At 73.7% G+C, this 20,403-nt stretch carries 12 protein-coding genes; 4 read left to right on the forward strand and 8 right to left on the reverse strand.

The window, feature by feature from the left end:
* Window positions 1-19: 19 nt before the first annotated feature.
* The 4 genes from AB0F52_RS11700 to AB0F52_RS11715 form a co-directional block, all read right to left on the reverse strand.
* Window positions 20-892 (reverse strand): TauD/TfdA family dioxygenase, encoded by an 873-nt coding sequence (locus AB0F52_RS11700; protein WP_360168136.1) that lies wholly within the window; start codon window positions 890-892, stop codon window positions 20-22.
* A 23-nt stretch (window positions 893-915) separates the two neighbouring features.
* Window positions 916-9,402, reverse strand: coding sequence for an amino acid adenylation domain-containing protein (locus tag AB0F52_RS11705; protein WP_360168139.1), 8,487 nt, complete (start codon window positions 9,400-9,402; stop codon window positions 916-918).
* The gene (locus AB0F52_RS11710; RefSeq protein WP_360168142.1) at window positions 9,399-13,223 is read right to left on the reverse strand and encodes an amino acid adenylation domain-containing protein; all 3,825 of its coding nucleotides are present in this window, start codon (window positions 13,221-13,223) and stop codon (window positions 9,399-9,401) included. The genes AB0F52_RS11705 and AB0F52_RS11710 overlap by 4 nt, the downstream gene beginning before the upstream one ends.
* 192 nt (window positions 13,224-13,415) lie before the next feature.
* Window positions 13,416-14,102 (reverse strand): SDR family oxidoreductase, encoded by a 687-nt coding sequence (locus AB0F52_RS11715; protein ID WP_360168145.1) that lies wholly within the window; start codon window positions 14,100-14,102, stop codon window positions 13,416-13,418.
* A gap of 78 nt (window positions 14,103-14,180) precedes the next feature.
* Here AB0F52_RS11715 and AB0F52_RS11720 point away from each other — a divergent pair, with 78 nt between their 5' ends.
* A complete protein-coding gene (locus AB0F52_RS11720; protein ID WP_360168148.1) occupies window positions 14,181-14,750 on the forward strand; it encodes a TetR family transcriptional regulator in 570 nt (189 codons plus the stop codon).
* A 139-nt stretch (window positions 14,751-14,889) separates the two neighbouring features.
* A complete protein-coding gene (locus AB0F52_RS11725) occupies window positions 14,890-15,765 on the forward strand; it encodes an expansin EXLX1 family cellulose-binding protein (protein WP_360168151.1) in 876 nt (291 codons plus the stop codon).
* Here AB0F52_RS11725 and AB0F52_RS11730 read toward each other — a convergent pair.
* Window positions 15,728-16,669, reverse strand: a complete 942-nt coding sequence (locus tag AB0F52_RS11730) for a sigma-70 family RNA polymerase sigma factor (RefSeq protein ID WP_360168154.1) — start codon at window positions 16,667-16,669, stop codon at window positions 15,728-15,730. The genes AB0F52_RS11725 and AB0F52_RS11730 overlap by 38 nt on opposite strands.
* Window positions 16,670-16,786: 117 nt before the next feature.
* Here AB0F52_RS11730 and AB0F52_RS11735 point away from each other — a divergent pair, with 117 nt between their 5' ends.
* Window positions 16,787-17,650 (forward strand): alpha/beta hydrolase, encoded by an 864-nt coding sequence (locus AB0F52_RS11735; RefSeq protein WP_360168156.1) that lies wholly within the window; start codon window positions 16,787-16,789, stop codon window positions 17,648-17,650.
* A 24-nt stretch (window positions 17,651-17,674) separates the two neighbouring features.
* Here AB0F52_RS11735 and AB0F52_RS11740 read toward each other — a convergent pair whose 3' ends face one another.
* Entirely contained in the window at window positions 17,675-18,163 is a 489-nt protein-coding gene (locus AB0F52_RS11740; protein WP_360168159.1) for a MarR family transcriptional regulator, read from the reverse strand.
* A gap of 109 nt (window positions 18,164-18,272) precedes the next feature.
* Here AB0F52_RS11740 and AB0F52_RS11745 point away from each other — a divergent pair, with 109 nt between their 5' ends.
* Window positions 18,273-19,454 carry an FAD-dependent monooxygenase gene (locus tag AB0F52_RS11745; RefSeq protein WP_360168162.1) on the forward strand — a complete coding sequence of 394 codons (1,182 nt, stop codon included), beginning with the start codon at window positions 18,273-18,275 and terminating at the stop codon, window positions 19,452-19,454.
* 5 nt (window positions 19,455-19,459) lie between these two features.
* Here the strand turns inward: AB0F52_RS11745 and AB0F52_RS11750 are convergent, their stop codons facing one another.
* Entirely contained in the window at window positions 19,460-19,927 is a 468-nt protein-coding gene (locus AB0F52_RS11750) for a hypothetical protein (RefSeq protein ID WP_360168165.1), read from the reverse strand.
* Between the two features lie 109 nt (window positions 19,928-20,036).
* Window positions 20,037-20,234 (reverse strand): hypothetical protein, encoded by a 198-nt coding sequence (locus tag AB0F52_RS11755; protein WP_360168168.1) that lies wholly within the window; start codon window positions 20,232-20,234, stop codon window positions 20,037-20,039.
* Between the last annotated feature and the right edge of the window lie 169 nt (window positions 20,235-20,403).

Consider the following 20,403-nt stretch of genomic DNA (forward strand, 5'->3'; position numbering starts at 1 on the left):
CTCCTCGGGGAAGACGGCGTCAGCCCTTGAGCGGGCCGCCGTTGATCGCGACGCGGTGACCGAAGCGGGTGTGCGGGTAGTAGTCGTACGTCGCGTGGTGCTGGACGCAGCGGTTGTCCCAGAACACCAGCGTGTTCGGTTCCCAGCGGACGCGGCACGCGAGCATCGGCCGGTTCGGCACGACCGAGAACAGCAGGTCGAGCACCGCCTGGCTCTCGTCGGCCGACAGCTGCGGGATGCGCGAGGTGTAGGCCGGGTTGACGAACAGCAGGGGCCGGTCGGTTTCGGGGTGCCGCACCACCACCGGGTGCTCGCTCACCGGCGGCTCGTAGCCTTCGGGGATCTTGTGGCCGCGGAAGGCGTGCGCGCCGTCGTGGATCGCGGTCAGCCCGGCCAGCAGCTCCTTCAGCTTCGGCGACAGCATGTCGTACGCGAGGTGCATGTTCGCGAAGAGCGTGTCGCCGCCGCTGCCCGGCTCGGGCACCCGTGTGATGTGGAGCATCGAGCCCAGTGACGGCTCGGCGTCGGCGGTGCCGTCGGCGTGCCAGCCGTTGCCGAAGACGTTGGCCGACTCCGGCGCGGTCGCGACCTCGAGGATGTACGGGTCGCCGTGCTCGGGCGGCGGGTTCACCGGGCGCAGCTCGCCGAAGCTCGCGGCCAGGCGCTTGTGGTCGGCCACCGAGATGTCCTGGTCGCGGAACACCAGCACGTGGTGGTCCAGGAAGGCCGTCTTCAGCTCGGTGAGCTGCTCTTCGGTCAGTTCCCGCGTCAGGTCGAGGCCGGTGACCTCGGCGCCGAGCACCGGGGTCAGGCCCCGCACCGCCAGGGTCCGGTAGCCGCGCGCCGGCCGCGTCGTGATCCGCTTGACGGCCTCGAGTTCGTACTGCTCCATGGTTTCCTTTCCTCCGGTGGGTCTCACCGTTCGATGGCGGCGGCCACTTCGGTGACGTGCGGGGCGCGCACGATGCCGTAGTGGGTGGCGGGCAGTTCGTGCCAGTGGCTCGGCTCGGGCAGCAGGGCGCGCCAGCCGTCGCGGCCGGTGACCGGCAGGCCCGGCTCGGGTTCGGTGGCGAGCCAGACGCGGCTGGGCGTCGCGGCCAGCCGGGGCAGCTCGTGCCCGGCCATGCTGCGCAGGTTGGCCCGGCACGCCCGGGCCAGCCGGCGCGCGTGCTCGCCGGCGGTGCCGCCGGAGGCGCCCAGCTCGCGCTCGAAGACCGTCTCCAGCTGCGCGTCGCTGTAGTCGGCGGCACTCGCGCCGGGCGGCGGCGGATCGATGAGGTGCAGCGCCCGCACCGGCTGCCCGGCCGCCTCGGCTTCGGCGGCCATGCCGGCCGCGACCCAGGCGCCGAACGACCACCCGGCCAGCTGCCAGGTGCGGCCGGGGAACTGCTTGCGCAGCGCGTCGTAGTACCGGCGGGCCCGGTCCGCGACCGGCCAGCCGGGCGGTTCCGGCCTGCCGAGCGCCGGGTCGGCGATCACGCAGACGCCGAGTCCGGGCGGGAGGGCCTCGACGAGCGGGCGGTAGGCGTGCACGTCCCCGCCGACGGGGTGCACGAGGCAGAGGGCTTGTTCGCCGCTGCCTTCGCGCCAGACCTGCACGACCACTTCGCCGGTGTCGGCGGCTTGGGCGAGCTTCGCCAGCAACGCCGCCATCGTGACCTCCGGGCCGAGCCAGGCGAGGTCGAGGTCGACGCCGTAGAGGCGTTTCACCGAATCGACGACGTCCAGCAGGGTGAGTGAGTCGGCGCCGAGGTCGTACAGCGGGACGTCCGGATCGAGTTCGGCGACGCCCAGGAGGGCCCGGACTTCCTCGGTCAGGTCGGCCGCGGCCGGTTTCGCCGCCGGCGTGGTGTCGCGTTCGTGGAAGGCGCGGGCGGCGTCGAGGCCGGTCGTCGCGACCAGGACCTGCGGAAGCCCCGTCGCCAGTGCGCGGGCGAAGGTCCGCCGGCCCTCGTCGTCGCTCAGGCCGACGGCCAGGTGGGCCTGGTGCCGGGCGTCGGTTTCCAGGGCCGTGACGGCCATGCCGCTGTCGCGCCAGACGTCCCAGCCGATGGCGAGCCGGGCGGTCGGGCCGTCGCGGTGGGCGAGCGCGTCGAGGAACCCGTTGGCCGCGGCGTAGTCGAGCTGGCCGGTGCCGCCGAACTGCGCGGACAGCGACGAGCAGGAGACGGCGAACGCCGGCCGGTCGCGTTCGATGAGCCGTTCCACGAGGAGAGCGCCGGCGAGTTTGCCGCTCGGCGTGCGTTCGCCGCGGGTGGCGATCAGGCCGCCGTCCGGTGTCCCGGCCGCGTGCACGATCCCGGCGAGGGGAGCGGGGATCTCGTCGGCGGTGACGGTGGCGAGGTCGGCGGCGAGCAGGTCGACGCGGTCCGCCCACGGCTTGAGGGCCTCGGGCAGGAAGGGGTGGCGCGCGAGCAGGATGACGCGGCCGCCGGTGCGGGTCAGCAGCTCCTCGGCGATCGCGGTGCCGATGCCGCCGGTGCCGCCCAGGACGAGGTACGTGCCGTCGGGGAGCCCGACCTCGGTGGTGGCGACGGGCGCACTGTCCTGCACCCACCAGAAGCCGGCGCGGAGGGCGACCCGCGCCGGCGGGGGAGGGCCGGTGAGCAGGTCGGCGGTCCGGTCCAGGTCGGGGCTTTCGAGGTCGACCCAGTGGCCGGGCAGGCCGCTTTCCTGCGGGCCGACGGCGGTGATCCCGGCGAGCAGCCCGGCTTCGGGGCGCGTCACGGCGGTGTTCGCGGGCACGGCACCGGCGGAGAGCCACCACGTCCTGAGTGGACGGTCGTGGGCGGCCCGCAGGAGTGCGGCGGGCGTGTCGAGGCAGGCCCGGCGCGCCCGCTCCAGTGACTTTTCGCCGACGGGGCCGGTGATGCCGAGTGGAAGGGTGTGCAGCCAGTCGATTTCGGTGTCCGGCACGGCAGCCAGCACCTGGCGGAGGTGGGTCGTGTCGGCCGGGTCGGCTTCGAAGGTGTCGGGCCCGAGGCGGGCGAAGCGGTCGGCGGCGTGCACCCGGACGACGCGCGGATAGGCGCTGTCGAGGGCGGGGGCGGTGAGCGGGCCTTCGCCACAGATGACGAGGACGCGGTCGGTAGGGGTGGCGGTGGTCGCGCGGCGCAGGCGGACCCAGGTGGGCTGGTGCAGCCACTCGGCTTCGGGCAGCCGTCCGACGGTGGCCCGGCGCGGGAAGTCGAAGTCGCGCGCGGCGAAGGCGGGCGGCGGGAAGTCCCACGGCGCGGGGGTGGGAGCTTGGCCCCAGTCGACGGGAGCGCCGGCCAGCCAGGCGGCGGTCGGCTCGGCCGGGCGGTCTTCCACGGCCGGTCGCGAGTGGTAAGGAGGGTTAGAACCCGCTTTTTCACTCACGACCCCGGCAGGGGCGGGCGATTCGGGCACTTCCCGGGGCTCGGCGGTGCGGAGCCACTCGACCGCCGCGGCCGCGTCCGGGCAGGCCGCCGCCATGCGCCAGCGCTCTTCCGGGCGGCCGGTCTGCAGGTGCCGGAGTACGTCCACATAGGACTCCGGGTGCGCGGCCAGGTAGTCCGCCACCCGCGCCGCGTCGAGGCGCAATGCCGCCGCGCTGCGCGCCGAAAGCACCAGGCACCGCTCCGGATCCGGGCGCGGGGGCGGCACCGGGCGGACCGGCTCCAGCACCACGTGCGCGTTCGTTCCGCCGATGCCGAAGCTGCTCACCCCCGCCACCCGCGGGCCCGCCGGCCACGGCTCCGCCCGGGTCGGCACCCGGAACGGCCCGAGATCGAGCGCCGGGTTCGGCGCGCGGAAATCGACCGTCGGCGGCAGCACGCCGTGGTGCACCGCCAAGGCCGCGCGGATGAAGCTCACCACCCCCGCCGCCGCGCCCAGGTGGCCGAGCTGGCTCTTCACCGAGGACAACGCACACCCCGCCGCGTCGGGCATCGCCTCGCGCAGGGCCGCCACCTCGATCGGGTCGCCGAGGCGGGTCCCCGTCCCGTGCGCCTCCACGTAGCCGACGTCCGCCCCCGAGCGGCCGGCCCGCCGGAGCGCGGCCTGGATCGCCGCGCGCTGCCCGGCCGGGGACGGGGCGCTGTAGCCCTGCTTCACCACGCCGTCGTTGGTCAGGGCGGACCCCGTGAGCACCGCATACACCGTGTCGCCCGCCCGGCGGGCCGCCGAGAGCGGCTTCAGCACCACCACGCCGACGCCGCTGCCGCCCACCGTGCCGTCCGCGTCGTCGCTGAACGGGCGGCAGTGCCCGTCCGCCGAGAAGATGTGCTGCGGCCGGTACCGGTACCCCCCGGCCAGGGTGACGTCGACGAGCACGCCGCCCGCCAGCATCACCTCGGCTTCGCCGCCGCGCAGCATCCCCGCCGCCTGGTGGACCGCGACCAGCGAACTCGAACACGCGGTCTGGGTCGTCAGCGCCGGACCCCTCAGGTCGAGGTGGTAGGCGACCTTCGTGGCGAGGAAGTCCTTCTCGTGGTGCAGGGCCAGCTGGAAGCCGTCGGGCAGCGCCGCCGGGTCGGCCTCGCGCAGCATCTGCTGGAAGTAGGTGCTCTCCCCACCGCCCGCGATCAGCCCGACACCGGCACCCGAAGTGATCCCGGCGTGCGCCAACGCCTCCACGCACGCCATCAGCAGCTGCCGCTGCTGCGGGTCCATCAGGCCTGCGTCGCGGTGGCTGATCCCGAAGTGCTCCGGGTCGAACGCCAGCGGGTCGGCCAGGAGGCTGCGCGCGCCGACCAGGCCCTCGGCCGCCGGGAACTCCTCGATGCCCCGGCGACCCGAAACGACCAGGTCCCAGAACGCGGCCAGGTCCCGCGCGCCGGGCAGCCGCACCGCCATGCCGACGACCGCCACCGGCTCATCGGCGGAATCCCGGCCCGAGGCCCGCGCCGGCGCCGGGCCGCTCTCGAGGTGCCGCGTCAGGTCCCGGAGGGTGACGTGCTCGAAGAGGTCGGCCACGGTGAACCGGTACCCGGCTTCGGCGCAGCGCAGGTGGAACCGCATCAGCGACAGCGAACTGGCGCCGGCGGCCAAGAACGTCTCGTCCGGACCGATCGGGGCGCCGGTCACCTCCTCGAACAACGCCGCCAGCTCGCTCGACGGCCGTCCGGCCGTCCGGTGGAGGTCCGTCCCCGGTACCCGGACCGCGGCGTCCCGGTCGAGCTTCCCGCTCGGCGTGCGCGGCAGCGCGTCGACGACGCGGAAGCGGTCCACCCGCGCGTGCGGCGGCAGCAGCGGCACCAGGAAATCGGCCAGCTCCGCGGCGGAAGGCGTCCGGCGGCACTCCAGGTACGCCGTCAGCCGGTCGTCTTCGGCCGCGACGACCGCGTGGACGACGTCCGGGTGCCGCAGCAGCGCCGCCTCGACCTGCCCGAGTTCGAGGCGGTGGCCGCTGAGCTTGACCTGCCGGTCGGCCCGGCCGTCGAAGTGCAGCAGCCCGGCGCGGTCGAAGTGCGCGAGGTCGCCGCTGCGGTAGTACAGCTCCGGCAGCTCGGCGAACTTCTCCGGCGCCGCTTCGCCGAGGTAGCAGCGGTTCGCCGCGAGCCCGCCGATGAGAAGCTCGCCGACCTGTCCCGGCGGCAGCGGCGTGCCCGCGGCATCGGCGACCCGCAGGACCGCGTTCGCCACCGGACGGCCGATGGCGGGCCGGTCCGGCCAGTCCGCGGGATCGCCGTCCAGGGTCAGCGCGCTGACGACGTGGGTTTCGGTCGGGCCGTAGTGGTTGTGCAGGCGCGCGCCGGGCAGCCCGGCGAACCAGCGGCGGATCGCCGGCGTGCACACCAGCTGCTCCCCGGCGGTGATCACGTCCCGCAGCCGCGCCGGGTACCGCCCGAGCCGGACACCGTGCTCGGCGAGCAGCTGCAACGCCACGTACGGCAGGAAGATCCGTTCGATCCCGGCGGTGTCCAGCTGCGCCAGCAGCGCCGGGACCTCGTGCCGCCACTGCGGGCGGATCAGGTGCAACCGGCCGCCGCCGCACAGCGTCGTGAAGATCTCCTGGAACGACACGTCGAACGACAGCATCGAGAACTGCTGCGTCGCCGCGGGCGGCGCGTCCTGCCACTGCAGCAGGTTGGCCAGCGTGCGGTCCGGGACGCGCACGCCCTTCGGCACGCCGGTCGAGCCCGAGGTGAACAGCGTGTAGAGCGGCCGTCCGGCGTGCCGGGCCGGGACGTCCGGCACCGGCTCGCCGGTGAGCGTGACGAACCGCCGCTCGACGTCGGTCTCGAACGTTTCCCCCGGGGCGAGCAGGACGCAGCGCGGCCGGACGCGGTCGAGCATGGCGCGCAGCAGGTCCGGCGGGTACGCGGGGTCCAGCGGCACGGCGGTGATGTTCAGCCGGGCCAGCGCGAGGAGCGCGACGACGTGCTCGGCCGACGGCCGGAAGTACAGCGCGATGTCGGTGGCGTCCGCGGGCAGCGTGGCGGCGAGCCGGGCCGCGTGCGCGTCCAGTTCGGCGTAGGTCAACGTCGTATCGCCGGTCAGCGCCGGGGCGCCGGGCGTCCGCGCGACCTGCCGCGCGAAGCCGTCCGCCACGGTTTCCCACGTCAGCCCGGCGCGGGCCCCACGGCCGTGGTCGCGGCGCTCCGGAGTCCGGGCGTCGCCGTGCAGGGCGCGGTCGAAGACTTCGCCGAGGGCCGTCGCCTCGGCTTCGGTGAAGTGGCCTTCCCCGTACTCCCACAGGCAGTCGAAGCCGTCGGTGCGTTCCACGACCGACAGCGTGAGCGCGCACTTGGCCTCGGCCGCCTCGATCCACTGTGGACTGATCGAGCAGCCGGGCAGCCGCAGCGCCCCGAAATCGGTGTTCTCGAGGACGAACAGGTAGTCGAAGGTCGCGTAGCCGGGGTCGAGGTCGGCGAACGCGACGTCCTGGTGGTCCAGCGCCGCACCCGCCGCCTCGCCGAGCCGGCGCAGCTGGCCGTCCAGGTCTTCGGCCGGGTCCACGGTCACCGGCAGCCGGACGGTGTTGGCGAACATCCCGACACTGTCTTCGAACGCGCGCACCGGCCGGTTCGCCACCGGCGCGGCGATCCGCGGCCGGGTCCGCCCGGTCACCGCGTAGAGGCTCCAGGCGAACACGCCGAGCAGGAGCTGGAACCGGGTCAAGCCCAGCTCGCCGGCCCATTCGTCGACGCGTTCGCGGTCGATGCGGGTCGTGTGCAGCCGTCCGGCCAGGGACGCTTCGCCGAGCGGCTCGGCGTCGTCGGACCGCTCGGTCAGCTGGGCGCGGTAGCCGGGGGAGGCGAACCAGCGGGACTGCCAGGCGGCGAAGTCGAGTGGCGTGTGCGCGCTCCGCGGCGAAGCGCTGGACAGCTCCCGGAACAGGATGTTGAGCGACCAGCCGTCGACCGCGATGTGGTGCAGGCACAGCAGGAACGTGCCATCGGGACGCCAGGCCGCGCGCAGCAGCCGGCCCGAGGCGAGCTCGAAGGGTGCGGTGAAGAAGTCCTCGCCGGGCTCGGTCCACGGGTCGTACGCCGGTTTCGTCACCTGCCGCAGGCCGTCGGGGGTGGCCTCGAACGCGGTGCGCAGTGCGGGGTGGCGCTCGACCAGGCCGCGCACGTCCCGGCGCAGGGCGTCGAGGTCCGCTTCGCCGGCGACGTGGAACGCCAGCGGCACGTGGTACGCCGTGGAAGCCGGCTTGCGTTGCTGCACCAGCCAAAGCCGCTGCTGTTCACTGGTGGCGGGTGCGGTGGCCGCGGTGCCGGGGGCGCCCGGCTCCGGGTAGGCCGCGCGCCCCGCCCCCGAGATGGCCGCGGCGAGATCGGCGAAGGTGCCGCGTTGCACGACCGACGGCGCCAGGTCCGCGCCCCAGCGTTCCCGGATCGCGAACCGCAGCCGCAGGGCCTTGAGCGAGTCGCCCCCGGACCGCAGCCAGGTGTCCAGCGGCCGGAGGCCGGGCACACCGAGGACGTCCGAAACGACCGCCAGGACTTCGCGCTCCCACGCCGTCGCGTCGCCGCCGGTGTCCGGCCGCCAGGACGAGAACCCGCCCGCCAGCAACGCGGCTTCGTCGACCTTGCCGTTCGCGTTCCGCGGCAGCTCGCCGAGGCGGAACACGTGGTGCGGCCGCATGTAGGCCGGCACCGTCTCGGCCAGATGCGCTTCGAAGGCGGCATAGGGGAGATCGCCGGCCACGACGAAGGCGAGCAGCTCGGCCGTGGCCGCGTGGCGCACGGCCACGTGGACCTGCCGGATCTCCGGGTGGGCCAGGAGCCGCTGCTCCAGCTCGCCCGGCTCGATCCGGAAGCCGCGGACCTTCACCTGCCGGTCGGTGCGCCCGACGTAGGCGTACCGGCCGCCCGGCAGCACCCGGACCAGGTCGCCGGTGCGGTAGAACCGCGCACGGCCCTCGTCGAACCACGGCAACCGGACGAACCGCCGCCCGGTCTCCGCGGGCAGACCGCGGTAGCCCAGCGCGACGCCGGCTCCGGAGAGGTACAGCTCGGCGACCTCGCCTTCGGCGGCCACGCGCTCGTCCGGCGTCACCGCGACCGCGCCGGTGCCCGGCAGCGGGCGGCCGATCGGCACGACGTCGCCGTCGAAGCCGCGCGGGATGGCGTAGCTGAGCGCGAACGTCGTCGTCTCGGTCGGGCCGTAGCCGTTCTGCAGCCGCGTCGGGGCGTCCGGGTTGGCCCGGTACCAGCGGCGGATCAGCGGGGCGTTGAGCTGCTCGCCGCCGATGACGACGCGGCGCACGGTGGCGAAGCTGCCCGGCACGGTCTCGGCGACCGCGTTGAACAGCGTCGCGGTGACGAACATCGTGTCGATGCGCTCGCGGACCAGCGCGCCGGCGAAGGCCTGCGGGTCGCGGACGGTTTCGTCGTCGAGCACGACGCACGTGCCGCCGGTCAGCAGCGGCACCCAGACTTCGAAGCTGAGCGCGTCGAACGCGGGGTTGGCCAAGCAGGCGAACCGCGTGCCGATGTCGAGCCAGCCGGGTTCGGCCAAGCGAAGGATCCCGGCGTCGCGGACCTCGACCCCTTTGGGCCGCCCGGTCGTGCCGGAGGTGGCGAAGAGGAACGACGCCGGTGCGGGCTCGGCGGGCGTGCCCGCTTCGGCGGGTTCGGCCAGCAGCTCGGCCGGTGTGACGCCGGGGACGTCGTCGCTGACGACCACGACCGCGCCCGCGTCGGCGAGGATGGCGTCCCGGCGCGCGGGCGGGCTCTGCCGGTCCAGCGGGACGACCTGGCCGCCGAGGCGCAGCACGCCCAGCATGACCTGGATCAGCTCGGCCGAACGCCGCAGGCCGACGGCGATCGCGTCCCCCGGGCGGATTCCCCGGCGGGACAACGATTCCGAGACGGCGGCGGCGCCCGCGTTCAGCTCGGCGTAGGTGAGGCGGCGGGCGCCGTCGGACACGGCGAGGGCGTCCGGGTGCCGCAGGGCCCGGTCGTGGACGCGGCGGGCGATCGACGTCATCGGGCCGCCAGCTCGGCGGTGATGAGCTTCGCGACCAGCGGCAGCGCGTCGCTTTCCAGCATGTCCCAGTGCCCGCAGTCCGCGGGGACCACCTCGAACCCGCCGTGGGCGCGGCGGCGCCAGAACTCGGCGCTGCCGGGGACGGTGTCCTCACCGACGGCCTGCACGAACACCACGCGCGCCGCCGTCTCTCCCGGATCGTGCTCGCGCGCGGTCAGCCGGTTGTGGTTGTACGTGCGGTGGTAGCGCTCGATCTGGGCGTCCTCGATCCCGGGGTACATCCCGTTGAAGCGGACCAGTTTCTCGCGGAACTCGGCCGCGGGCACCGGCTCGATCGCCGCCTTCGCGGCGGGGTCGTCGGTGGCGGTGGTGTCGAGCAGGACGACGCTGACGCGCGGGTGGCGCTCCGCGAGCCGGCGGCCCATTTCGTAGGCGACCAAACCGCCGTAGGAAAGTCCGCAAAGGACCAAAGTCTCGTCCGGCCCAGGGCCGACCAGCCGCAGGTACTCCTCGGCCATCGCCTCGACGCTCGGCAGCGGCGCTTCACCGGCGTTGAGCCCGGGGGACTGGATGCCGAGGACACCGGCGTCCCCGGGCAGCGCGGCGCTGAGCGGCAGGTAGCAGAACGCGGTGCCGCCCGCCGGGTGCACGCAGACGACCCGGGCGTGCCCGGTGCCGCGGCGGAACTCGATCAGGCTGCCGCTCTCCGGGGGGTGATCCGTGCGCAGCAGCGCGGCCTGCGCCTCGATGGTCGGGTGCAGGATGACGTCCCGGATCGGCAGCTCGCGGCCGAACTCCGCGCCGATCGCGTGCGCCAGCTTGATCGCCGAGATCGACGTGCCGCCGACGTCGAAGAAGCCGTCCGAGACACCGATCGCGGGGTGCAGCAGCAGGTCCCGCCAGATCCGCAGGAGGGCCAGCTCGACGTGGTCGCGCGGGGCCGCGGTGTTGACCGTCGCGGGTGCGCTCGTGCGGGCGCGCGCCAGCACCGCGTCGCGGTCGAGCTTGCCGCTGCGGCTCAGCGGCAGCCGGTCGAACTCGGCGAACACCGACGGGATCATGTAGTCCGGCAGCCGGTCCGCCAGCGCGGAACGCCACTCGTGCGGAGTCCGCGGCTCGTCGCACGCGAGGCCGGCGACGAGCCGGGGCTCGCCTTCGCGGTCCACCAGCACGGCCGCCTCGCGGACGCCGGGGACGGCCAGCAGCGCGGCCGTCACCTCGCCGGGCTCGATGCGGAAGCCCCGCAGCTTGATCTGGTCGTCGCGGCGGCCGACGTACTCGGCCTCGCCGCCGGGCAGCCATCGAGCGAGATCACCGGTGCGGTACATGCGCTCGCCGGGAACGAACGGGTCCGCCACGAACCGCTCGGCGGTCAAGCCCGGCCGGTGCAGGTAGCCGCGGGCCAGGCAGTCGCCGGCCAGGAAGACCTCGCCGGCCACCCCCGGCGGCACCGGGCGCAACCGCTCGTCCAGCAGGTACAGCCGCGAGCCGGGCAGCGGCCGTCCGATCGGGGCCGGGCGGTCCACCGGCTGTGGGTCGAAGTGCGCGGTGGCGTAGAGCGTGGCTTCGGTCGGCCCGTAACCGAAGCAGACCCGCAGACCGGGCAAGGCGGTGGCGAACCGGGCGAGTGCGGCCTCCGGCAGTGGCTCGACGCCGGTGAGGACGTGCCGCAGGGCGAGCCCGTGAACACGCGCTGGATCCTCGTCGATCCAGCGGACGTACGCGGGCGGCAGGAAGGCCTGGACCACCTGGTGTTCCCGCAGCCACGCCATCAGGGCGGCCGGGTCGGGCCGGACGTCCTCGGGCACGACGTGCAGCACGGCGCCGGTGGTCAGCGGCAGCAGTAGTTCGTGCACCGAGGCGTCGAAGCCGATGCTCGACCACGCCGACGTCGCCTCGCCGGGAGTCGCGCCGAAGCGGTCCAGCCATTGGTCGAAGAGCGCGAGAACGCTGTGGTGGGTGACGGCGACCCCCTTCGGGCGCCCGGTCGACCCCGACGTGTAGATCACGTAAGCCGTGTCGCCGCGCCCGGTCGCGACCGGTCTCCGGGTCTCGTCGCCCTCGGCCTCGAGGTCGCCGACGTCCCCGAGGACCAGCACCGGGCACGCGTCCTCGACCATCGCCGCCCGCCGGGCGGCCGGCTGGGCCGGGTCGAGCGGGAGGTAGGCGGCGCCGGTCTTCAGCACGGCCAGCACCGCGGTGATCAGGTCCGCGGACCGTCCACTGAGGACGCCCACGACCCGGCCGCGGCCGGCCCCGCGGGCGCGCAGGGCGTTCGCCAGCTTCGTGCTGCGGCGGTCCAGCTCGCCGTAGGTGCGGGTCCGGCCGTCGCAGACCAGCGCGGGCGCGTCCGGGGTGGCGTCGGCGTGGGCGGTGAACCGGTCGACGAGCCCGCCGGGACGTCGTCGCGGCCGCGGGCCGGTGCTCCAGGCGGTGAGGATCTCGCGGCGTTCGGCGTCGTCGAGGAGCTCGTAGCTCGCGATGTCGGCGTCCGGCCGGGTGGCCAGCTGGTCCAGCAACCGGACGAGGTACCGCGCGTACCGCTCGGCGGTCGGGTGGTCGAAGAGGGCGACGGCGTAGTCGAGGTGTCCGAGAACATCGCCGGCTTCGCCGGCGAGGGCGAGGGCGAGGTCGAACTTCGCGGGGGCGTGCTCGACGTCGAGGGGTGCGACGGCCACGCCCGGCAGCTCCAGCAGGTCGTGCTGGGTCGGCACCCAGGCGAACATCGTCTGGAACAGCGGGGTGTGCGCCGGGCTGCGCGGTGGGTTGACCAGCTCGACGACCCGTTCGAACGGCAGCTCGGCGTGGTCGATCGCGCCCCGCAGGGCCGCGCGGACCTCTTTGAGCAGGACGGCCCCGGTGCGCGAACCGGACAGGTCGGCGCGCACGGCCAGGGTGTTGACGAAGAACCCGAGCGTGTCGGGGTACTCGCCGGCGGCGCCGCGGTTGGCGGTGGGGACGCCGACAACGATGTCAGATTGCGCGGAAAGCCGGGACAGCAGCAGGTACCAGCAGGTCAGGATGGTGGAGTAGAGCGTGACGCCGTGCTCGCGCGCCAACGTCGTCAGCCGCCCGGTCAGGTCCGCTCCCAGCGCGACGGGCACCCGCCCGCCGCGGAAGTCCTGCCGGGCCGGGCGCGGCCGGTCGGCGATCAGCTCCAGCACCGGCGGCACCCCGTCGAGCCGCTCCCGCCAGTAGGCCTCGTGCGGCGCCGGGCCGGCCCCGGCCAGCCAGTCCTGCTGCGCCCGGGCGTGTTCGCGGTAGGGCCGCGCGGGCGGCAGCTCCGCCTCGGTACCGCTCAGCCGAGCGGCGTAGAGGACGCCGAGCTCGCGCAGCAGCAGGGTCCGGGACCAGCCGTCGAAGACGACGTGGTGGACGGTGATCAGCAGGACGTGCTCGTCGTCCCGGAACTGTCGGTGCTCCCCGGTAGCGTGGAGACCGGGGGGCGGCGCCCCGGCCCCGATCAGCAGCCGCGCCCGCGCCAGCGGCGCCCGCGTGAGGTCGAACGCCTCGAGCGGGTCGGCCCGCCGCAGCTCGGCCACTTCGCCCGGCCGCCCGGCGACCTCGGTCACGACGCACGGAAACCCGTGACCGGCGGGTTCGACGACCTGCACCGGTTTGCCGTCCTCGACGACGATCCGGGTGCGCAGGGCTTCGTGCCGGTCGGCGAGGGCGTCGAAGGCCCCTTGCAGCGCTTCGCGGTCCAGCGGTCCCCGCAGGGTGAAGGCCATCGTCTCGTTGTAGGCCGGTCCCGCGCCGTCCAGCTGGGAAACGGTCCAAAGGCGCTGCTGACCGGACGACAGCGGGGCGGACACTCGCATCGAGAACGGGCCTTTCCGGGCGGGGCGGGCGAACCGGTACTGCTTTGTGCCGTCGCAGCCGAGTGGGGGAAACGCTCTCTGTCTGTCGCGCCAGTTAACACCACACCATCGGGTGATGACGAGGGGTGACAGAAGTTTGCCCGGAAGTCCTTTTGGTTGCCCGGAAGTCCCTCGGCGCCGCCCGGTCCGGGGTCACCGGGTGAGGAAACCGCCGTCGACGACCAGGTCGTGGCCGTTCATCCCGCCGTTGCGGAGCAGGAAGCCGGTCGCGTCGGCGATCTCGTCCATGGTGATCAGCCGCCCGATCGGGGTGCGCTCGGCCAGCGTTCCGAGGTCGGCGTCGCGCCAGCGGGGACTGTCGCCGACCAGGCCCGGGTGCAGGGCGTTGACGCGGTGCGGCGCGATCTCGACGGCGAGCGTCTTCACCAGGCCGGTGACGGCGGCGTTGAAGGTGGTGATGACGGTGGAGCCCGGGTAGGGCCGTTCCTTGGCCAGGCCGCCGAAGAGGACGACCGACGCTTCCGGCGTGAAGCGCTCTCGCAGCACTCTGACGGCTTCGGCGTAGCCGACCAGTTTCGTCGTCACCGCGGTGATCGCCTCGGCGATGTCGAAGTCCCGCAAGGTGTTCGGGCGCTGGTGGCTCGCCGTGACGACCAGGTGGTCGAGGGCCGGCACACCGGCGGCCGAGGCGGCGATGGTCTCCGGCCGGGAGAGGTCCAGGCCGAGGCCGACCGCGGTCGGCGCGATCTCCTCGGCGACGGTCTCGGCCCGGTCCGCGTCGCGGCCGGCGATCACGACGGTGCCGCCCCCGTCCGCGTGCCGCTGGGCGATGAAGCGGCCGAGCCCGTCGGTGCCGCCGATGATCATCATGGTGCTCATGCTGTCTCTCCGTCCTGTTGACCAGTTGGTCATTAATCAGCATAAGCCGCTTGCTGACCACTTGGTAAATTGGGCGGCATGACCCGACGCCCCCATCGGCGCGACCCGGAAGGCCACCGCCAGGCCATCCTCGACGCGGCCCGCGCTTCCTTCGGCGAACGCGGCTTCGCCCGCGCGACGGTGCGGGACATCGCCGCCCGCGCCGGCGTCACCCACGGCCTGGTCCTGCGGCAGTTCGGGTCCAAGGAGCAGCTGTTCCTCGCCGCCGTCCCGGGGCACCGGGAGCTCGACGAGGTGATCGCCGGCGACCCGGAAACGCTGCCCGAGCGCGTCGCGCGCGCCTACGTGGAGCGGATGGAGGCCAATGCCGCCGTCGACCCCCTCGTGGTCCTGCTGCGCAGCATCGCCTCCGACCAGCAGACGGCCGCGAAGCTGTACGGCGCGATGGAGGCGAGCAGCATCCGGGCCTACCGCGAAGTCGTCGACGGCGAGGATGTCGCCGTCCGCGTCGCCATGCTCGGTGCGCAGCTCATCGGCGTGACGGTCAACCGGTACATCGCCCGCACCGGGCCCCTCGCGGAGCTGCCGGTGCCGGCGCTGATCGACCACTTGGCCCGCACGCTCCGTCAGATCCTCTTCGCCGCCTGAAGCCCCCGAAGTGCGCCTGAGGCGGTACTGCTCGCCGCCGGGGTGTTAACGCTCACATTTTCGGCCGTGCCGTCGTTGACTCGCCTCCGCGTGCTGTCTAATGTGGACCCTCGATCCGGCACACGGTCCAGGAGGTGCGGTGCCCAGACGTACGGTGATCGGGTCGGTGGTGGCGCTGCTCGTGGTGGCCGCGGCCGTCGTGGCCTTGGTCGTGACCCGGTCGGACGGCACGGTCCCCGCCGCGGCCGCGAACCGATCGGACGCCGCTCCCGCGCTCGGAACGGCCGTCACCACCCCGCTCCCGAGCACACCGCCGCCTTCGCCCTCGACCACGACGACCACCCCCGCGTCCTCCAGCGTCGCGCCCACGACGTCCGCCGCCGTCCCGGCCGACGCGCCGCTCGCCGGGCGGATCAAGCCGGGGGCGAGCCACTCCGGCGTGGCCACCTTCTACGACACGGACGGCACGGGTGCCTGCGGGTACGACGCGAGCCCGGATCCGTTGAACGCGGCGATGAACGTCGCCGACTTCGAGGGCTCCCAGGCGTGCGGGGCCTACGTCGAAGTCCGGGCGGCCGGTGGCGCGAGCGTGACGGTGCGGATCACCAACCTGTGCCCGGCGCCGTGCCGGGTCGGGCAGCTGGACCTGAACCCGAAGGCGTTCGACCGCCTCGGGGCGCGCGTCCGCGGGGAAATCCCGGTCACCTGGAAGCTGGTGAGCCCGCCGTCGGCGAAGCAGATGTCGCTGCGCTACAAGGAGGGCTCGTCCCAGTACTGGTGCGGGATCCAGGTGATCGACCACCGCAATCCGGTGGCCCGGCTGGAAGTCCGCGCCGGCGGCAGCTGGAAACGGCTCCAGCGCACCGACTACAACTACTTCCTGTCGGAGAACGGCGCCGGGTGCGGCGGGGCGGTCGCGGTCACCGACATCTACGGCGAGCGGCTGGTCGTCGATCCGCTGCCGGTCGAGGCCGGCGTCAGCCGGCCGGCGAACCGGCAGTTCGCTCAGCACTGACCACCGGGAAGAACAGCCGCAGGCGCTCCACCCGCCCCGCGGGGTGGGACATCAGCCAGACCACCGCCGGCGGGCAGTGGTGCGGGTCGTGGGGTGGGCTGAGCATCTCCATCTCCCACACCGTGCAGTCGCGGCTGGTGACCGCGTGGACGAACTCCTGGCGCACGCCGGAAGCCAGGTCCGCGTCCATGCCCCGCACCGCCATTTCCACGCCGCCGCGGTAGCCCTGGCCGCTGGTCATGTGCAGGCCGGGTGACCAGCGGTCGGCGACGACCGCGGCGAACTCGCCGCGGCGGGCCGCGGCCAGCGTGTCGGTGGCTTCCTTGGCGCTGGCGGCGTTGCGGGCCGCCGCGTCGTCGTACGCCTCGTCCGCCGTGGCCAGCAGTGCTTCGGCCAGCTTCGCCCGTGCCTGGTTCAGGCGGCTGCGGACCGTGCCCACCGGGAGCTCGCAGGCGGCGGCGATCTGCTCGTACGACGTGATGTCGCTGAAGTGCCGCAACAGCACCACCTGCCGCAGCGCGGGGGACAACCGGTCGATCGCGTGCCAGACCCAGTCGCGCGAGACGTGGTCCTCGAGGACGCGGTCGGGCGTCGCCGGATCGGCCGGCGGCTCGGGGTCCGCGACCGGCACCAGCCCGCGCGCGGCGCGCAACCGCATGCGGCAGGCGTTGCGGACGATCGCCCGCAGCCACGGGCCCGCCGCGGCCGGGTCGCGGAGGGTGCCGATCCGGCGCAACGCGACCAGGGCGGCGTCCTGCACGGCGTCTTCGGCGTCCGGTCCGTAGCCCAGGATGCTCAGCGCCACCGCGCGCATGCCGGCCTGGTGCCGGGCGAGCAGCATGCCCAGCGCGCTCGCGCTGCCGGCCTGCGCGCTGCGCACCAGGCCGATCTCGAGGGGGCTCACGCGGTCGATCTTCGCAGCCGGGGCGAGCTGTGACGCACGCCATACCCGGTCGATCGAACTTCCCGCCGCCGACCCCATCGTGCCGGTGTTCCACCCCCACGTGATTCGGAGAACGCCATGGACATCGGCACCCACACCGTCGAGCTCGGCGGTGTCCGCCAGCGTTACCACGTGCACGGCCGCGGGCCCGTGTGCGTCGTCCACCCCGGTGGCCCCGGCGTGGACTGGGCCTACCTCCGGCTGCCGGCGCTCGAACCGCACCTCACCATGGTCTACGTCGAGCCGATCGGCAGCGGTGGCTCCGGGCGGCTGGCGTCCCACCCGCACGGCTACACCCGTGAACGCTACGCCCGCGCCCTGGTCGCGCTGCTCGACCACCTCGGCGTCGCCACGCCGTACCTCCTCGGCCATTCGCACGGCGGGTTCGTCGCGCAGTACTTCGCCCTGCACCACGCCGATCGCGTCGCCGGGGTGGTGCTGCACGGGAGCGCCCCGGTCACCGGACCGGAACACGGCGCCGAAGCCCAGCGCAACGTCGCGGAGTTCGTCCGCCGCAACGCCGATCGGCCGGAGCTGCCCGAGGTGCTGGCCGCGTTGCAGGCGACCGCGTCGCTTTCGAACGACGAGGAGATGAACGCCGCCCTGCGTGGCCTGCTGCCGGCGTACTTCGCCGACTACTGGGGCCGCGAGGCGGAATTCGCGCCGCTGCGGGCGAGCACCCGCGGCACCCACATCTCCGGGCTGGACGCGGACCTCGTGCCGGACACCATCGACGACCGGGCCGCGCTCGGCGCGCTGACCGTGCCGGCACTGGTGATCGGTGGCCGGTACGACGTGATCTGCGGTCCCCGCTGGGCGCACGAGCTGCACGAGCTCATCCCCGGCGCGCACCTGGTCGTGCTGGAGCACAGCGGCCACTTCGGGCACATCGAGGAGCCGGAGCTGTTCGCGGAGTCCGTGGTGGACTTCGTCAAGGGCTGAGGCGGCCCGGGGTACCGCCGGCCGTCACTCCTCCTCGCCGATCGCCGACAGGAAGGCCGCGAGGTCGTCGGTGAACCGCAGGAGCAGGTCGTAGAAGGTGCGGCGGTCCTCCGGCGCCCAGCCGGCGAGCGCGTCGCCGAACCAGCCGAGCAGCGTGGTGACGTAGCGGTCGGCGATCTCGGCGCCGTCGGGGGTCAGCTCGACCAGCCGGGCGCGCCGGTCGTCGGGGTCGGCCAGCCCGCGCACGAGCCGGCGTCGTTCGAGCACGTGCAGGTGCCGCGTGACGTGCGGCCCGGCGACCTGCATCCGGTCGGCGATCTCCCCGACGCGCATCGCCTTCCCGGTCAGGTGCAGGGCGAGGATGATCGACAGCCCGGGCCGGTCGAGGTCGGCCCCGATCCGCTTCATCGCCCGCTCGCCGAGGCCGCTGCGGTTCATCAGGGTGCCCAGCTGCAGGATCCGGGGCAGCACGGCGCGCAGGTCGGACGCGTCGCCGGCTTCTGTGTCGGCCATCACACCTCTTAGATAGCTAACTTAGGTATATAGTCGGTCTGGTCGAGGGTTGATCAAGCGCATTGTCGCACCCCCCTTTTAGATACCTAACTTAGCTATGGGAGATCTCATGAAGAAGGTGCTGATTTCCGGCGCCAGCATCGCCGGTCCGGCCCTGGCCTTCTGGCTGCAGCGGTCCGGGTTCGCGGTCACCATCGTGGAGAAGGCCCCCGAACTCCGGGTCGGCGGCTATCCCATCGACGTCCGCGGCACGGCCCTGGACGCCGTCGAGCGGATGGGCATCCTGCCGCGCCTGCGAGATCTGCACATCTCGACCCGGCGGTTGACCTTCCTCGACGCCGACGGCGGCGAAATCGTGGCCCTGGCCCCGAACGACGTCATCGGCGGCATCGATGGAGAAGACCTCGAGATCCGCCGCGGCGACCTGATCCAGACGCTGTACGACCTGGTGCGCGACGACGTCGAGGTCCGGTTCGGCGACACCGTCGAAACCCTCGCGGACCACGACGGCGGCGTCGACGTCACGTTCCGCAGCGGCCACCGGGACACCTACGACCTGGTGATCGGAGCCGACGGCCTGCACTCCCGGACCCGGGAGCTCGTCTTCGGCGACGAGGCACCGTTCCACCACTACCTCGGCTACAGCTTCGCCGGGTTCACCATGCCCAACGACTTCGGGCTCTTCCGCGAGGGGCTCGCGTGGAGCACGCCCGGCAAGGGCGCGGCCATGTACGCGGTCCTCGACAGCGAGGAGGTCCACGGCTTCCTGGTCTTCGCCCGGCCGGAGCCGCCGATGGAGGCGTTCCGCGACCCCGAAGCCCAGCGCGACCTGATCGCCCGCACCTTCGACGGCGAGGGCTGGGAGATCCCGCGCCTGGTCGCGGCGATGCGCCAAGCCGACGACCTGTTCTTCGACGTGATCAGCCAGATCCACCTGCCGCGCTGGTCGGACGGCCACGTCGCGCTCATCGGCGACGCCGCCCACGCGCCGTCGTTTCTGACCGGCCAGGGCACCAGCCTCGCCCTCGTGGGCGCGTACGTCCTCGGGCACGCGCTGGCGACCATCCCGGACCACGCGGCGGCCTTCGCCGCCTACGAGAACCGGGTGCGGGGGTTCGTCGAAGCCAACCAGGCGCTGGTGGGCACCGGCCAGTCGACGCTCTTCCCGGCCACGGCGGAAGCCCTCGAACGCCGCAACGCCGCGCTGCGGCAGCTGACGACGGTACCGCGCACGCCGCGGCCGGAGCACTCGGCGTTCACCCTGCCCGACTTCGCCGTGCCGGTGCGGTGAGGCGGTCAGACCCGGATCGCCAGCCAGACGGCCGCCGCCAAGGGCAGGACGGCCACGGCGAACGCGAACAGGAAGTGGCTCACGGCGACGGTCGTCACGGCGAGGGCGCGGCCGGTGGACAGCCGGTCCAGGGCGTCCTCCTCCGCGGGGAAGAACCGCCCGCCCCGCCGCATGGCGGCGACCGCGACCACCCAGAACGCGAGGACGCCGATCGCGATGATGACCACCCGGGCCGTCCCCCGGCCGCCCCCGCCGAGCAAGCCGCCCAGCGCCAGGAACTCGGCCGAGACGCCCAAGGCGATCGACACGAGCATCGCCAGGCTGAACACGACGCTCAGCGACTTCGGCGGCGCCGGTTCGGCCGAGGGCTCGGCGGCCTTCGGCCGGTCGGACCGCTCCGCGAGCACCACGGCGAGCAGGAGCGCGGGGATGACCTGGGCCGTGGTGGCCCAGAACTCGGTCGTGATCGGCACCCGGACAAGGATGCCGCACGCGTTCGCCGCCGGCCCGGGTGCGGGGGTGCTGGTCGTGACCGGCACCCCCGCACCGGAATCCGCAGCCGGACCGCGTGGCCCGGCGGCGTCAGCTGATCGGGATGACGAGGACCGGGAAGTTCCGGTCGACGACGCACAAGGCCGACGTGGCGAACATTTCGAGCGAGCTGCCGACGCACCTGCCCACCGGCCAGGGTTCGGCCTGGGCCGAGGCGGTGCCCGCCGGGCCGAGCAGGACTCCGGTCGTCAACGCCAACGCACCCAGCGCGGTCGTGATCCGTCGCATGGCGATCCTCCTGTCGTAGAGCCGGTTCGCGATGGCGGGAGGCTGCCCCGGAACCGGGGCGGACGAACGGGTTCGCGGCGCAAGGCACCGGCTCGGGTGACCCCCACAGGGACCTCACCGGCCACCTGCGTCGGCCGGCGAAGCGCCGGTTCCGACGCAGTAGGCTGAG

The sequence above is a fragment of the Amycolatopsis sp. NPDC024027 genome (assembly GCF_040638975.1).
Lineage (GTDB): Bacteria > Actinomycetota > Actinomycetes > Mycobacteriales > Pseudonocardiaceae > Amycolatopsis.

What these genes read in the sequence shown, in the direction of transcription:
- AB0F52_RS11755 (WP_360168168.1), bottom strand. Translation starts at nt 20,234, where the DNA reads ATGCGACGGATCACGACCGCGCTGGGTGCGTTGGCGTTGACGACCGGA.
- AB0F52_RS11710 (WP_360168142.1), bottom strand. Translation starts at nt 13,223, where the DNA reads ATGCGAGTGTCCGCCCCGCTGTCGTCCGGTCAGCAGCGCCTTTGGACC.
- AB0F52_RS11735 (WP_360168156.1), top strand. Translation starts at nt 16,787, where the DNA reads ATGGACATCGGCACCCACACCGTCGAGCTCGGCGGTGTCCGCCAGCGT.
- AB0F52_RS11705 (WP_360168139.1), bottom strand. Translation starts at nt 9,402, where the DNA reads ATGACGTCGATCGCCCGCCGCGTCCACGACCGGGCCCTGCGGCACCCG.
- AB0F52_RS11715 (WP_360168145.1), bottom strand. Translation starts at nt 14,102, where the DNA reads ATGAGCACCATGATGATCATCGGCGGCACCGACGGGCTCGGCCGCTTC.
- AB0F52_RS11745 (WP_360168162.1), top strand. Translation starts at nt 18,273, where the DNA reads ATGAAGAAGGTGCTGATTTCCGGCGCCAGCATCGCCGGTCCGGCCCTG.
- AB0F52_RS11700 (WP_360168136.1), bottom strand. Translation starts at nt 892, where the DNA reads ATGGAGCAGTACGAACTCGAGGCCGTCAAGCGGATCACGACGCGGCCG.
- AB0F52_RS11720 (WP_360168148.1), top strand. Translation starts at nt 14,181, where the DNA reads ATGACCCGACGCCCCCATCGGCGCGACCCGGAAGGCCACCGCCAGGCC.
- AB0F52_RS11740 (WP_360168159.1), bottom strand. Translation starts at nt 18,163, where the DNA reads ATGGCCGACACAGAAGCCGGCGACGCGTCCGACCTGCGCGCCGTGCTG.